The sequence below is a fragment of the Pantoea sp. Ap-870 genome, from assembly GCF_011752515.1.
GTDB classification, from domain to species: Bacteria; Pseudomonadota; Gammaproteobacteria; order Enterobacterales; family Enterobacteriaceae; genus Pantoea; species Pantoea dispersa.
In genome coordinates this window covers 324,918-338,194 of record NZ_VWXG01000006.1, presented here as the reverse complement: position 1 = coordinate 338,194, position 13,277 = coordinate 324,918, and the positions used below count along the sequence as shown (strand labels likewise).

The window sequence follows — 13,277 nt, the reverse complement described above, 5'->3', positions numbered from 1 at the left end:
GGCCCATCCGGGGCCTCGCCCTGCGGGTGATGCTGGCGCATCAGCCTGAATCGCTCCCGGCGATTCAGTCGAACCTGCAGCAGGTTCTCATCCTGCACGTTCAGCATCGGCACACAGAAACGAAAAAAGCGCCCAAAGGGCGCTCTTTTCTGAATTTGGTGGGTCGTGCAGGATATGCCTCGGCCCATCCGGGGCCTCGCCCTGCGGGTGATGCTGGCGCATCAGCCTGAATCGCTCCCGGCGATTCAGTCGAACCTGCAGCAGGTTCTCATCCTGCACGTTCAGCATCGGCACACAGAAACGAAAAAAGCGCCCAAAGGGCGCTCTTTTCTGAATTTGGTGGGTCGTGCAGGATTCGAACCTGCGACCAATTGATTAAAAGTCAACTGCTCTACCAACTGAGCTAACGACCCGAAGTGGTGGGTGATGACGGGCTCGAACCGCCGACCCCCTCCTTGTAAGGGAGATGCTCTACCAACTGAGCTAATCACCCACTTCGGTACTGCTTAACAAGAGTGTCATCTGACTAAGATATGGTGGGTGATGACGGGCTCGAACCGCCGACCCCCTCCTTGTAAGGGAGATGCTCTACCAACTGAGCTAATCACCCATATCTTATCTCTTGTTCACTGCGGGCCATCTCATTAAGAGTGGTGGGTGATGACGGGCTCGAACCGCCGACCCCCTCCTTGTAAGGGAGATGCTCTACCAACTGAGCTAATCACCCCCGCTGTGTGGAGTCGCATTATAGGGATCCTTCGAAGTGAGTCAACGCTTTTTAAAACATAAATGTGCGTTCGCTTTAAATTTAGACATCATGCAGCGCTTTTAGCCAATGTGCTGGTTTTATTAGCAGAAAAACGCACTTCTGCCCGCGCCGCCAGCGTGACAGTGATTGAGGAATCAGCCTCACCTGCTAGAATATGCGCACTGTTTTTCCGCGTTAACCCGTTTTTTTGTCATCCAGACAACGAAACCTGCGCATTTAAGGCAATGCTGAATGAAAATCAAAACTCGCTTCGCACCCAGCCCGACGGGCTACCTGCACGTCGGTGGTGCGCGTACTGCGCTTTACTCATGGCTTTATGCTCGCCATAACCAGGGCGAATTCGTCCTGCGTATCGAAGATACCGACTTGGAGCGCTCCACGCCGGAAGCGATCGAAGCCATTATGGATGGGATGAACTGGCTGAATCTCGACTGGGATGAGGGCCCGTACTACCAGACCAAACGTTTCGACCGTTATAACGACGTTATCGACGAAATGCTGGAAGCCGGTACTGCTTATAAATGCTATTGCTCGAAAGAGCGTCTGGACGCGCTGCGTGAAGAGCAGATGGAAAAAGGCGAGAAGCCCCGTTATGACGGCCGCTGCCGCGACAGCCATGAACATCATGCTGCCGATGAACCGTGCGTGGTGCGCTTCCGCAACCCGCAGGACGGTTCGGTAATTTTTGACGATCAGATTCGTGGTCCGATCGAATTCAGCAACCAGGAACTGGATGATCTGATCATCCGCCGTACCGACGGTTCACCGACCTACAACTTCTGTGTGGTGGTCGACGACTGGGATATGGGCATCACGCACGTTATTCGTGGTGAAGACCATATCAACAACACGCCGCGTCAGATCAACATCCTGAAAGCGATTGGTGCGGAAGTGCCAACCTATGCGCACGTATCCATGATCCTTGGCGACGACGGTAAAAAGCTGTCCAAGCGTCACGGCGCGGTGGGCGTCATGCAGTATCGCGACGACGGCTACCTGCCGGAAGCGCTGCTTAATTATCTGGTGCGCCTCGGCTGGTCACATGGCGATCAGGAGATTTTCAGCGTGGCGGAAATGACTGAACTGTTCACCCTTGATGCGGTGAGCAAATCGGCCAGCGCCTTCAACACCGAGAAACTGCAGTGGCTCAATCACCACTACATTAATACGCTGCCGCCGGAATATGTCGCGACCCAGCTGCAGTGGCACATCGAGCAGCAGAACATTGATACCCGCACCGGACCGGAGCTGGCGAAGCTGGTGACGCTGCTGGGTGAGCGTTGCAAAACGCTGGTCGAAATCGCCGCGTCCTGCCGCTACTTCTATGAAGAGTTTCACGCGTTTGATGCGGATGCAGCGAAAAAGCATCTGCGTCCGGTGGCGCGTCAGCCGCTGGAAGTGGTACGCGACAAGCTGGCAGCCATCAGCGACAGCGACTGGAATGCGGAAAACGTGCATCACGCCATTCAGGCTGCTGCGGATGAACTTGAACTCGGCATGGGCAAAGTCGGTATGCCGCTGCGCGTTGCCGTAACCGGTGCCGGTCAGTCGCCTGGGCTCGACGTGACGGTGGAAGCCATCGGCCGCAGCCGCAGCGTGGCGCGTATAGAAAAAGCGCTGGCGTTCATCGCGGAGCGTGAGGCACAGGCCTGATTGAGCTGAACAGCGGCCTGTCAGGCTGCTGTGATGAGGCAGGCAACAAAAAAGCCGGAAGCATCTCACTGCTTCCGGCTTTTCTATTCTTCCTGGATTCCTAACCGCTGTAATACGCCCCTGATCCCTTCCCGCAATAACAGCGCCGCCAGTTGTTCCTGTTCGGTGGCCGTCATTTGCTGGACAGAATTTATTAATAACGCAGGTAACGTATTTTGCTGAGCGCCGTAATTCGCCGCCGGTTCGTTTGCATGGCGGGTGGACTGAATGAAGCTTTTGACACGCTCATCAATGTGGATTAATCGCGCCTTACCGCCCTGTACACCGGGCTTAGGCGTGGTCGTCCAGTTTTCACGCTTGATCCATTTATTCACCGTCTGCCGACTGTAGCCCGTTTCCAGCGCGAGCTCTTCGGGAGTGAGCCATTCCTTTTTCACGATGCTGTCCCTGTTAAATACATTAGCTCTACATATTACAACAAAACGTTACGGGGAAAAGTAATCAAGGCAGAAAATGCCTTTTGCTGTGCGACAAAAGGCAAAATCGGTTTACTGCGCTTCGCTGACCGCCGCCTGTGCCGGACGGAAGGCGAGGAAATAGGTGAGGCCGACAAAGATCGCACCGCCCACACCATTGCCTAAAAATACCGCAACCACGTTAGGTGCAAATTCTGCCCAGCTCATCTGACCGGCAAAAATTGCGGCAGGCACGATAAACATGTTGGCCACCACGTGCTGGAAACCGATTGCCACGAAGGCCATCACCGGGAACCACATGCCGAAGATTTTGCCGACCATATCTTTACTGGCGAAGGCCAGCCACACCGCCAGGCACACCAGCCAGTTGCAGCCGATGCCGGAGATGAACGCGTGCATGAAATCGGCGTTCACTTTGGCATGGGCGATCGCCACGGTTTTCTTCAGATAGTCGCCTTCGGTCATGCCGAGCAGATGGCCGAAGAACCATGCTACCGCAACGCTGCCAATAAAATTGGCGATGGTGACCCAAAACCAGTTACGCAGCACGCTGAAACCACTAATGCGGCGCGCGAACCAGGCAATGGGCAGGGTCATCATGTTGCCGGTCAGCAGCTCGCCGCCCGCCAGCACGGTCAGAATCAGTCCGACCGGGAATACCGCCGCACCGAGGAAGCCGGCAAACGAGCCCCATTCAGCAGGCAGCTGGTTAATAACGTGCAGATCGAGCAGGAAGCCGGTCGCGATAAACGCGCCAGCCATAAAGCCAAGAATTAATAAGGTGGAAACCGGCAGACGGCTTTTAGCCACGCCGGCCTGAATCGCCAGTTGCGCGATCTCTTTAGGTGTATGCAGCGACATAGTTCACTTTTCTTTTATTAAACAAGGAGGACGTGCTGGCCGGTTAGCGAGTGAATACCCTGGACGGCTAACCGGTTAATTAGCGCGCTAAGTTTTACACGCACCATTAACGAAAACAAGCCTGACGCTAACATCTTTAACCTAAAGTTAACCTCGGCGTGGTGCACCGTTGAGGCGGCGTTGAGATAACGGCTGAGGGCAGGGATGACGAGTACGCGCTGCGCTGAAAAAAAAGCCACGGCGACACAGGGTTGCCGCCTTTTTCAGCGATCGCACGCAGAACGAGAATTTGCCGTTGACACTCAAACAGCGGTCTCATATTATGCCGTCCGTCGAGGTAACTCGGCGGTTTTTTCGGTACGGGGCTATAGCTCAGCTGGGAGAGCGCTTGCATGGCATGCAAGAGGTCAGCGGTTCGATCCCGCTTAGCTCCACCAAACCGCTCCCAACGGTTTGCACTGAAAAAACGAATTCCAGATGTGGGGGTATAGCTCAGCTGGGAGAGCGCTTGCATGGCATGCAAGAGGTCAGCGGTTCGATCCCGCTTATCTCCACCAATTCTCTGTTCGTTCAGAACAAACGTATTCAAAACCCGATAATAATACTGCCCGTTTGCGCAGTGTGACGTTGTATTCGCCGACTGGCTGCGCGCAATGGCGCTGACCTGCAGCGCCTTTCCGTGTTAAACCGTCACGGCCTGTGGCTGCAGCTGCAGCACGCGAAAACCGTGGGTACCGTCGCGATCCAGTTGCGCCACCAGACCATATTCCCAGTCGAGATAGGCCTGCATCACGTCCGGTTCAATATCGGTGCCTTCGTACGGGCGGCGATAACGATCGATGGGCGGCGAGAGCAGGCGCTGCTCGCCCTGTTCGGTGGGCAGACCGGCGGCACGCCAGGCTGCATTGCCTCCCGCCAGCACCCGCACCGGTTTGCCGGTCAGCGTGGCAATTTGCTCCACGGCATAGCTGGCCAGCAGGCTGCTGCCGCAGGTCAGCACATAGCGGCCTGCATCGGGCAGTAGTGCCTTGCCCTGCTGCTGCAGGGTGGAACGCAGCAGCCAGGCCGCACCGGGAATATGGCTGTTGCGGTAATTGGCGAGCGTGGTGAAATCCAGCACCTGCGTGTCGCCAGCCGCCAGCCACTCGGCCAGCTGCGCGGGGGAGATCGATTCCGGCGCAGCAACCGGCGCGACCTGCGGCTGCCAGCTGCCGACAGCGCTGAAATCGCTGGCCTGCAATGCGTCAAGCACCGCCACCTGCCAGCCAAGCTGCGCCAGCCAGGAGCCGGTCATATTGGCGCGGACACCATCATCATCCACCAGCACGATACGCGCACCGCGCACGCTGGCGTAATGATCGGTCTCCTGTACCAGCTGGCCGCCTGCCACGTGGCGGCTGCCCGGCAGATGACCGGCGGCGTACTCTTCGGCATCACGCACGTCAAACAGGTAGGTGGTGCGTGCTTCCTGCTGCCAGCGCGTCAGCGTCGCCAGAGGAATGCGCGTCACGCCAGCGCGATCGGCAATGGCGCGGGCCTGGCTCGCGGCCTGACGTTGCGCGGTTTCGCTGGCGTTGCCATAGCGGCGGCTCTGCCCATGCTCCAGCGCATGACCGGCCAGCGTCCAGCCAATGGTGCCGTTGCGCAGCGCGAATACCGGATTACGAATACCGGCATTGACCAGCGACTGCGTGCCAATAATGCTGCGCGTGCGTCCGGCGCAATTCACAATCACCGTGGTGCGCGGTGAGGGGGCTAAATCGCGCACGCGCAGCACCAGTTCGCCGCCCGGTACGCTGGTGGCGCCCGGAATGCTCATGGTGTGATATTCATCGAAGCGCCGCGCATCCAAAACCACCACGTCGGCATCATCGCTAATCAGCGCCTGTACCTCATCGGCGGAGAGCGAAGGCGTGCGGGCATGATGTTCCACCAGTTCGCCAAACGCTTTGCTGGGTGAATTGACATCGATAAACAGCTCACCGCCAGACGCCTGCCAGCCGGCTAAATCATCGGCCAGTAGCGTGACCTGCTGATAACCCAGTGCGGCGAGACGTTCAGCGGCGGTCTGCGCCAGGCCTTCGCCGTTGTCATACAGCGTAATGGCGGTGTGACGTTGGGGAATGCGGTCCAGCAGCTCCAGCTCCAGCTTTGACAGCGGAATGTTGACGGCAAACAGCGGATGCCCGGTGGCAAACAGCGCCTCATCGCGCACGTCAATGATCGCCACTTCCTGTTGCTGACGCAGCGCTGTCAGCAGTTCCGCCGCCTGGCGAAACGGGAAAACCGGTTTAGTCATGTGAAAGGTCCCAAATGTTAGGTAGATAACGGTTGCTGTAGCCGGAAATAAAGCGTTTTTCGTGGCCGTCGGCGGTGTAGACCGCGCGCTCAACCGCGCCGATATTCGCGCCATACACGTGGATACTGACGGAGACGCGATCGTCAAAGGCGTTGCTGACGCGATGGATATCACCGACCGTCGGCGACACCGCCTCCACGCTGCCGGGTTCAAGCCGCACCGGCGCTCCTTCCGCCTGTAAACCGTGCGGGCCCGGCTGCCACGATTGTGAAATCTCGGCGCCGCGCAGCATGCCAATCAGGCCCCAGACGCGGTGATCGTGAATCGGCGTCTGCTGACCCGGCCCCCAGACAAAACTCACCACGGAAAAGCGCTGCTGCGCATCGGCATACAGCAGATATTGCTGATAGTGCTGCGGATGGGGCTGGGTAAACGCCTCATCCAGCCAGTCATCGTGGCGAATCAGTTCGGCCAGCCAGCCGCTGCCCTGCCGCAAAATGGTCGCTTCGTCCGGCTGGCTGTCGAGCAGGGTGGCCAGCCGGGCGACGAAGGTGCGCAGGCGATGGTGCTGATAATCACTCATGATTTGTCTCCCGGCGCGTGCTGGGCGATGCGGTTAGCGGCGGCGGACAGACTGAAGTCAAACGCCTGGCTGACATCGACCTGTTTTGGCAATACCTGATAACGATGGAAAAAGTCGGCGGATTTCTGCAGCGTGGCAATCAGGTGCGTATCAAACACCAGCGGGCGGATGCGCGCATCGTCAATCCAGCTGCGGGTAATGGCGGTGGGCATATTCAGGGTTTTGCTCAGCACGCCGGCGAATTCCTGCGGATGGTGTTGCGCCCAGATTTGCGCCTTCGCCAGTCGCGCCAGCAGGTCGGCAATCGCTTCCCGCTTGCCGGCGTCCTGCAACGCTTCATTGCGGGCCAGCGCGTAGGAGTAACCGGACATAATGCCTTTACCCCCGCCGTCCGGTACGCGCACCGTGCCGTCGATGGCGGTCGAGGTGGCGATATAAGGCTCCCACGGCGCCCAGGCCGCGACCGCACCGGACGTCAGCGCCGCGCGGCCATCCACCGGTCCGAGAAAGCGCAGCGTGACATCCTGCGGCGTCAGGCCCGCGCGCTCCAGCAGGCCAAGCAGCAGATAGTGTCCCCAGCCGCCGCGGTTGACCGCGATCTGCTTACCTTTCAAATCCTGCAGCCGGTGAATGCCGGCGTCGGGGCGGGTCAGCAGGGCGATGCTGTCCGGGTTATTCTGCCAGGCACCCACGGCTTTCACCGGCGCGCCTGCCGCATAGACAAACAGAAACGGCAAATCACCGGTAAAGCCAACGTCGAGCGCCCCGGCATTGAGCGCTTCCTGCACCGGCGCGCCGGAGTCAAAGGCGGTGAGCTTAAGATCGTAAGGCAGATTGTTCAGTTCGCCCGAGGCTTTCAGGGCGGCAAAACGATCGCCTTTAACATCGCCAAGGCGCAGCGTGACTTTATCGGCCGCCAGCAGCGGCTGGAGTGACGCGAGGGCCAGCGCAACACCGGCAAACAGAGCGGCGAGACGCATCAGGCGCTCCTTTTTTCAGTTGCGCTGAGCGCAGCCACTTTTTCACGCGTCAGCGGCAGCAGTTCACGGCCGTATTCCACCGCGTCATTCAGCGGGTCAAATCCGCGGATCAGCACGCTATGAATGCCGAGGCGATAGTAATCCAGCAGCGCCTCAGAAACCTGATCCGGCGTGCCGACCAGAGCGGTGGAGTTGTAGCCGCCCTGCACCAGTTTTGCCACGCCGGTCCACAGCACTTTGTCGTGGCGTTCGCTCTCATGCGCCGCCGCCAGCAGACGCTGCGCACCGACACTCTGCGGCTTCGGCAAACCAAAGGTATAGCCGGTCTCCGCCAGCTGCTTCTCTGCGGTGGCGCGGATATGTTCGGCGCGCTCCCAGGCTTCTTTTTCAGTGTTACCCAGAATAGGCCGGAAGGAGATGTTAAACGCAATCTGGCGCCCCTGCGCGGCCGCCGCCGCACGCACGTTACGTACCGTCTCGGCCGCGCCTTTTAACGGTTCGCCCCACAGCGCGAAGACATCAGCATGCCGCGCCGCCACGTCAATCGCCTCCGGTGACGATCCGCCGAAATAGATCGGCAGCTTATGTTGCAGCGGTTTAATGGCAGAGAAAGCCTGCTCAGCCTGGTAAAACCGGCCCTGATGATCGTAAGGCTGTGGCGACTCAAGGCTCTGTTTCAGCACGCTGAGAAATTCGTCGGTGCGCGCATAGCGTTCAGCCTTGCTGAGAAAATCACCGTCGCGGCGCTGTTCGCTGTCGCTGCCGCCGCTGATAATATGCACGGCCAGGCGGCCGTCGGTGAGATGGTCGAGCGAAGCCAGCTTGCGGGCCGCCAGCGTGGGCGCGACAAACCCCGGACGGTGCGCCAGCAGGAATTTAATCTTCTGGGTATGCGCCGCTGCGTGCGCGGTGACCAGAAAGCCATCGGGTTGATCGGACCAGTAGCCGACAAGGATGCGGTCGAAGCCGGCCGCTTCATGGGCGCGGGCAAAGCGGGCAATGTAATCTTTATCGAACAACGTGCCGGACGCGGGAATGATTTCTGAGGCAAGCCGGTGGCCAATCATGCCGAGGAACTGAATGCTCATGCGATTCTCCTGAGGTGAGGTCAGAAAGAAAAGCTACGGGCGCAGACGGCAACAACGGAAATTCGATATTGTGCAAAGGGTTTGCGGGAAACGGTGAAGCAGGGCGTGACGCGGCGGCAGGCTGACTGGCGCGGGATATAACGCTTAGGTATATAAAAGAAGAGAAGGGCGAGCCGCAGCCCGCCCTGTAGATCAGAAGCCCAGCACCAGACCGGCGATGGCGGCGGAAAGCACGCTCACCAGCGTCGAGCCGTACAGCAGTTTCAGGCCAAAACGTGATACCACGTTACCCTGCTCTTCATGCAGACCTTTGATCGCGCCTGCGACAATACCGATTGAGGAGAAGTTGGCGAAGGAGACCAGGAACACCGACAGAATGCCTTCCGCATGCGGCGACAGCTGACCGGCGATTTTCTGCAGATCCATCATTGCAACGAATTCGTTAGAAACCAGCTTGGTCGCCATGATGCTGCCCACCTGCAGCGCTTCGCTGGATGGCACGCCCATTACCCAGGCAAACGGATAAAACACATAGCCGAGCACGCCCTGGAAGCTGATACCAAAGATGGTATCAAACAGCGCGTTAAGGCCGGAGATCAGCGCGATAAAGCCAATCAGCATCGCTGCAACGATAATCGCCACCTTGAAACCGGCCAGGATGTATTCACCCAGCATCTCAAAGAAGCTCTGACCTTTATGCAGATCCTGCAGCTGCAGGTCTTCTTCGCTGTCCACGCGGTACGGGTTAATCAGCGACAGCACGATAAAGGTACTGAACATGTTGAGCACCAGCGCGGCCACCACGTACTTTGGCTGCAGCATCGTCATGTAGGCACCCACAATCGACATCGACACTGTCGACATCGCGGTGGCTGCCATGGTGTACATGCGGCGCTGTGACATTTTGCCGAGGATATCCTTATAGGCGATAAAGTTTTCTGACTGTCCCAGAATCAGAGAGCTGACGGCGTTAAAGGATTCCAGTTTGCCCATGCCGTTGATCTTCGACAGCACGGTACCGATAGCGCGAATCACCCACGGCAGGATGCGGAAATGCTGCAAAATACCGATCAGGGCCGAGATGAAGACGATAGGGCACAAAACATTGAGGAAGAAGAAGGCCAGGCCTTTCTCGTTCATGTTACCGAACACGAAATTGGTGCCTTCTGCTGCATATTTGAGCAGATGATCAAACAGCCCGGCGAAACCTTTAACAAAACCAAGGCCTGCTTCGGAGTTAAGGAAGAACCACGCCAGCAGCACTTCAATCACCAGCAGCTGAACGATATAGCGAATCCGGATACTCTTACGATCGTGACTGACGAGTAACGCCAGCACGGCTACCACCACCAATGCTAAAAGGAAGTGCAAAATATGGGACATATCGGCTCCAAATTTGAGGAGGGTTGTATTTTGCTGCGTATTCTATGTAACGCGTTACTTAAAAACGAGATCAAAACCACAATATAAGTATTCGGTATCGCTTTATTTCTCAGATTAGTCTCACCGCTCACAACCTGTTTACAAATCGATCACAAGAAATATCCACAAAGAGATTGTCTATAATTTGACCCGGGAGTAGAGTGAAACCTGTTGCATAATTTTTAGCAAGCGCTAACTTTACCTTGTGGTATAGCAATGGCTATACTTTATAGCACCATCTATCAATGCGATAACTATAACCAAATTTCACTTGCCTTGAATGCCCCGTAAGCTGGATGGGTCAGACAAGCGTTAGGACAGGGTCAAAACTATGTCAGAAAGTCGCACCGCCGAGCGCGCCGCTCGCGGAGCCAGAAAGATCAAGCTCGCGCTGCTGGGACCGGCCTTCATCGCGGCCATTGGTTATATCGATCCCGGCAACTTTGCCACCAACATCCAGGCGGGGGCCGCGTACGGCTACAAACTGCTGTGGGTGGTGGTATGGGCCAACATTATGGCGATGTTGATCCAGCTGATGTCTGCCAAGCTGGGTATTGCCACCGGTAAAAACCTCGCCGAGCATATTCGCGATCGCTTCCCGCGCCCGGCGGTGTGGTTCTACTGGGTACAGGCGGAGATTATCGCCATGGCCACTGATCTGGCGGAATTCATCGGGGCTGCGCTCGGCTTTAAGCTGCTGCTCGGCATCTCGCTACTGCAGGGCGCGGTGTTAACCGGTATCGCCACGTTCCTGATCCTGATGCTGCAAAACCGTGGACAGAAGCCGCTGGAGCTGGTGATTGGCGGGCTGCTGCTGTTTGTCGCCGCCGCTTATATCGTTGAGCTGTTCTTCTCGCAGCCGCGCGTCAGCGATCTGGTGGTGGGCATGGCGCTGCCGAGCCTGCCTACTTCGGACGTGGTGTTCCTCGCGGCTGGCGTGCTGGGCGCGACCATTATGCCGCACGTCATTTATCTGCACTCGGCGCTGACGCAGTACGGTAATAAAGGCAGCAAGGCGGAGCGCTACTCCTCCACCAAGCTCGACGTGGCGATCGCCATGACCATTGCCGGTTTCGTTAACCTGGCGATGATGGCCACCGCAGCGGCCGCGTTCCACTTTAGCGGTCACACCAGCATTGTCGATCTCGACCAGGCCTATCTGACGCTGCAGCCGCTGCTGGGTCACGCGGCGGCGATTGTGTTCGGGCTGAGTCTGGTAGCGGCCGGCCTCTCTTCTACCGTGGTGGGCACGCTGGCCGGCCAGGTGGTGATGCAGGGCTTTATCCGCTTCCACATTCCGCTGTGGTTCCGGCGTACCATTACCATGCTGCCGTCCTTTATTGTTATCTGGGCGGGCTGGGATCCGACGCGCATTCTGGTGATGAGCCAGGTGCTGCTGAGCTTCGGTATTGCGCTGGCGCTGATTCCGCTGCTGTCGTTCACCGGGAACCGTGACATCATGGGCGATGAACTGGTGAACTCACGCCTGATGCAAAATGCCGGTCGTCTGATTGTGGTGCTGGTGGTGGCGCTGAATATCTATTTGCTGGTGGGCGAAGCGCTCGGCTGGTAAACAAATGACTGAATAAAAAAATCCCGGCTGCGTCTGCGCCGGGATTTTTTTTAATGGTGATGATGGTCGTGGCGGTCATGCCGATCGTGTCGGTGATCGTGACGCCAGTGTTCGCGACGTTCGCGCTCGTGCCAGCGGCGCTCACGTTCACGCTCCCAGGCACGGTGGCGTTTCCACTCTTCGTGACGCCACCAGCGATGATCGTTGTACTGATAGCGATCGTGCCACCAGCGCGGTTCACGCCAGCGACCACCGTCCCAGTAGTAGCCGCGACGATCGCGATCGCCGAGATGCAGCGTGACGCCAGGGGCCAGATTGATGGTAGCGCTACTGGCTTCAGCTGTGTGCAGCGCCAGAGGGGATAACGTTGCCAGCAAAGCGGCAAACAAAATTGCACGTTTCATACTTTCTCCTCATCGATAGCATCGAGGCTACCGTGGCGCTAGTGTGCCATATCGGACCAGACACGCCTTGAGATTTAGTCTGAAAAAGTGTCAGCGAAAGGTTGTGCAGCGTTTTCTGCTAAAGACAGCGCCCGGAAAAGTCCGGGCGGGTAAACGGTTACACCAGGATTTGCTCAATGGCGGCGATCTCGTCCGCCGTTAATTCAGGCTGGCTCAGCATGTCGACGGCATCATCAATCTGCGCGGTTTTACTGGCGCCAATCAGCACCGACGTGACGCGCGTGTCGCGCAGCACCCAGCGCAGCGCCATTTGCGCCAGCTTTTGACCGCGCTGCTGCGCCTGCGCCTGCAGCTGCTGCACCTTCGCCATCTTCTCTGGCGTTAGCTGGTTTTCGTTGAGGAATTTGCTGCCGCTGGCGATGCGCGAATCCTGCGGAATGCCCTGCAGATAGCGGTCGGTCAGCACGCCACCGGCCAGCGGCGAGAAAGCAATACAGCCGACGCCATTGTCACCCAGCACGTCCAGCAGACCCTGTTCCGGCGTGCGTTCGAACATCGAATAGCGCGGCTGGTGGATCAGGCAGGGGGTGCCGAGATCGCGCAGCATGGCGATAGCGGCGGCGGCTTTATCCGCGGGGTAGTTCGAAATCGCCGCGTACAGCGCTTTACCCTGACGCACCACCTGATCGAGCGCGCGCATGGTCTCTTCCAGCGGCGTTTCCGGATCCGGACGATGATGGTAAAAGATATCCACGTACTCCAGCCCCATGCGCTTCAGGCTTTGATCGAGGCTGGAAATCAGGTACTTGCGTGAGCCCCAGTCGCCGTACGGACCGTCCCACATGGTGTAACCCGCTTTGGTGGAGATCACCAGCTCGTCGCGCAGGCCGTGAAAATCTTCGCGCAGAATGCGGCCAAAGTTGCTCTCCGCAGAACCGGGCGGCGGCCCGTAGTTATTGGCCAGATCAAAATGGGTAATACCGCGATCAAACGCGTGACGCAGCAGCGCGCGGCTGTTGTCGACGCGCGTGCTGTCGCCAAAGTTGTGCCATAGACCCAGCGAAATCGCCGGCAGCTTCAGGCCGCTGCGGCCGCTGCGGCGATACTGCATCTGGTGATAACGTTCGGCGTGGGGAAAAGTACTCATGCAGCGTTCCTGTCTCAGGTGG

Annotated in this window: 11 protein-coding genes, 6 tRNA genes and 1 other RNA gene; 4 read left to right on the top strand and 14 right to left on the bottom strand. The window is 58.0% G+C overall.

Going from position 1 to position 13,277, the window contains the following annotated elements; genetic code table 11:
- Positions 1-156 precede the first annotated feature (156 nt).
- The 5 genes from F3J41_RS16705 to F3J41_RS16685 all read right to left on the bottom strand — a co-directional run bounded on the left by F3J41_RS16705 (position 157) and on the right by F3J41_RS16685 (position 727).
- Positions 157-293: non-coding RNA, RtT sRNA (locus tag F3J41_RS16705), on the bottom strand.
- A gap of 44 nt (positions 294-337) precedes the next feature.
- Positions 338-413: transfer RNA gene (locus F3J41_RS16700), tRNA-Lys, on the bottom strand.
- Between the two features lie 4 nt (positions 414-417).
- Positions 418-493, bottom strand: a tRNA-Val gene (locus F3J41_RS16695).
- A 41-nt stretch (positions 494-534) separates the two neighbouring features.
- Positions 535-610 (bottom strand) — tRNA-Val (locus F3J41_RS16690).
- A 41-nt stretch (positions 611-651) separates the two neighbouring features.
- A tRNA-Val gene (locus tag F3J41_RS16685) sits at positions 652-727 on the bottom strand.
- Between the two features lie 273 nt (positions 728-1,000).
- Here F3J41_RS16685 and gltX point away from each other — a divergent pair.
- Positions 1,001-2,422, top strand: coding sequence for a glutamate--tRNA ligase (gene gltX, locus F3J41_RS16680; protein WP_166711828.1), 1,422 nt, complete (start codon positions 1,001-1,003; stop codon positions 2,420-2,422).
- A gap of 83 nt (positions 2,423-2,505) precedes the next feature.
- Here the strand turns inward: gltX and F3J41_RS16675 are convergent, their stop codons facing one another.
- Complete coding sequence (locus F3J41_RS16675; RefSeq protein WP_058758359.1) at positions 2,506-2,859, bottom strand: YfeC-like transcriptional regulator; 354 nt, start codon at positions 2,857-2,859, stop codon at positions 2,506-2,508.
- 111 nt (positions 2,860-2,970) lie between these two features.
- Positions 2,971-3,759 carry a formate/nitrite transporter family protein gene (locus tag F3J41_RS16670; protein WP_021508241.1) on the bottom strand — a complete coding sequence of 263 codons (789 nt, stop codon included), beginning with the start codon at positions 3,757-3,759 and terminating at the stop codon, positions 2,971-2,973.
- A 361-nt stretch (positions 3,760-4,120) separates the two neighbouring features.
- Here F3J41_RS16670 and F3J41_RS16665 point away from each other — a divergent pair.
- A tRNA-Ala gene (locus tag F3J41_RS16665) sits at positions 4,121-4,196 on the top strand.
- Positions 4,197-4,240: 44 nt separating this feature from the next.
- A tRNA-Ala gene (locus F3J41_RS16660) sits at positions 4,241-4,316 on the top strand.
- A gap of 125 nt (positions 4,317-4,441) precedes the next feature.
- Here the strand turns inward: F3J41_RS16660 and F3J41_RS16655 are convergent.
- The 5 genes from F3J41_RS16655 to F3J41_RS16635 all read right to left on the bottom strand — a co-directional run bounded on the left by F3J41_RS16655 (position 4,442) and on the right by F3J41_RS16635 (position 10,092).
- Complete coding sequence (locus F3J41_RS16655) at positions 4,442-6,058, bottom strand: rhodanese homology domain-containing protein (RefSeq protein WP_166711826.1); 1,617 nt, start codon at positions 6,056-6,058, stop codon at positions 4,442-4,444.
- Positions 6,051-6,641, bottom strand: coding sequence for a cysteine dioxygenase (locus tag F3J41_RS16650; RefSeq protein ID WP_058770806.1), 591 nt, complete (start codon positions 6,639-6,641; stop codon positions 6,051-6,053). Before F3J41_RS16650 ends, F3J41_RS16655 begins: the two co-directional genes overlap by 8 nt.
- Entirely contained in the window at positions 6,638-7,621 is a 984-nt protein-coding gene (locus F3J41_RS16645) for an ABC transporter substrate-binding protein (protein ID WP_132464867.1), read from the bottom strand. Before F3J41_RS16645 ends, F3J41_RS16650 begins: the two co-directional genes overlap by 4 nt.
- Complete coding sequence (locus F3J41_RS16640; protein ID WP_021508245.1) at positions 7,621-8,709, bottom strand: LLM class flavin-dependent oxidoreductase; 1,089 nt, start codon at positions 8,707-8,709, stop codon at positions 7,621-7,623. The genes F3J41_RS16645 and F3J41_RS16640 overlap by 1 nt, the downstream gene beginning before the upstream one ends.
- Before the next feature lie 192 nt (positions 8,710-8,901).
- On the bottom strand, positions 8,902-10,092 hold the full coding sequence (locus F3J41_RS16635; RefSeq protein ID WP_031279840.1) for a NupC/NupG family nucleoside CNT transporter: 1,191 nt from the start codon (positions 10,090-10,092) through the stop codon (positions 8,902-8,904).
- 370 nt (positions 10,093-10,462) lie between these two features.
- Here F3J41_RS16635 and F3J41_RS16630 point away from each other — a divergent pair, with 370 nt between their 5' ends.
- A complete protein-coding gene (locus tag F3J41_RS16630; protein WP_166711824.1) occupies positions 10,463-11,704 on the top strand; it encodes an Nramp family divalent metal transporter in 1,242 nt (413 codons plus the stop codon).
- A 50-nt stretch (positions 11,705-11,754) separates the two neighbouring features.
- Here the strand turns inward: F3J41_RS16630 and F3J41_RS16625 are convergent, their stop codons facing one another.
- Entirely contained in the window at positions 11,755-12,108 is a 354-nt protein-coding gene (locus tag F3J41_RS16625; protein WP_058758363.1) for a DUF2502 domain-containing protein, read from the bottom strand.
- A gap of 157 nt (positions 12,109-12,265) precedes the next feature.
- Positions 12,266-13,255, bottom strand: coding sequence for an aldo/keto reductase (locus F3J41_RS16620; RefSeq protein WP_166711821.1), 990 nt, complete (start codon positions 13,253-13,255; stop codon positions 12,266-12,268).
- Between the last annotated feature and the right edge of the window lie 22 nt (positions 13,256-13,277).

Bases quoted from the DNA above. Each gene is read 5' to 3' on its own strand.
- gltX (WP_166711828.1), top strand. From the start codon at position 1,001: ATGAAAATCAAAACTCGCTTCGCACCCAGCCCGACGGGCTACCTGCAC.
- F3J41_RS16670 (WP_021508241.1), bottom strand. From the start codon at position 3,759: ATGTCGCTGCATACACCTAAAGAGATCGCGCAACTGGCGATTCAGGCC.
- F3J41_RS16655 (WP_166711826.1), bottom strand. From the start codon at position 6,058: ATGACTAAACCGGTTTTCCCGTTTCGCCAGGCGGCGGAACTGCTGACA.
- F3J41_RS16650 (WP_058770806.1), bottom strand. From the start codon at position 6,641: ATGAGTGATTATCAGCACCATCGCCTGCGCACCTTCGTCGCCCGGCTG.
- F3J41_RS16645 (WP_132464867.1), bottom strand. From the start codon at position 7,621: ATGCGTCTCGCCGCTCTGTTTGCCGGTGTTGCGCTGGCCCTCGCGTCA.
- F3J41_RS16640 (WP_021508245.1), bottom strand. From the start codon at position 8,709: ATGAGCATTCAGTTCCTCGGCATGATTGGCCACCGGCTTGCCTCAGAA.
- F3J41_RS16635 (WP_031279840.1), bottom strand. From the start codon at position 10,092: ATGTCCCATATTTTGCACTTCCTTTTAGCATTGGTGGTGGTAGCCGTG.
- F3J41_RS16630 (WP_166711824.1), top strand. From the start codon at position 10,463: ATGTCAGAAAGTCGCACCGCCGAGCGCGCCGCTCGCGGAGCCAGAAAG.
- F3J41_RS16625 (WP_058758363.1), bottom strand. From the start codon at position 12,108: ATGAAACGTGCAATTTTGTTTGCCGCTTTGCTGGCAACGTTATCCCCT.
- F3J41_RS16620 (WP_166711821.1), bottom strand. From the start codon at position 13,255: ATGAGTACTTTTCCCCACGCCGAACGTTATCACCAGATGCAGTATCGC.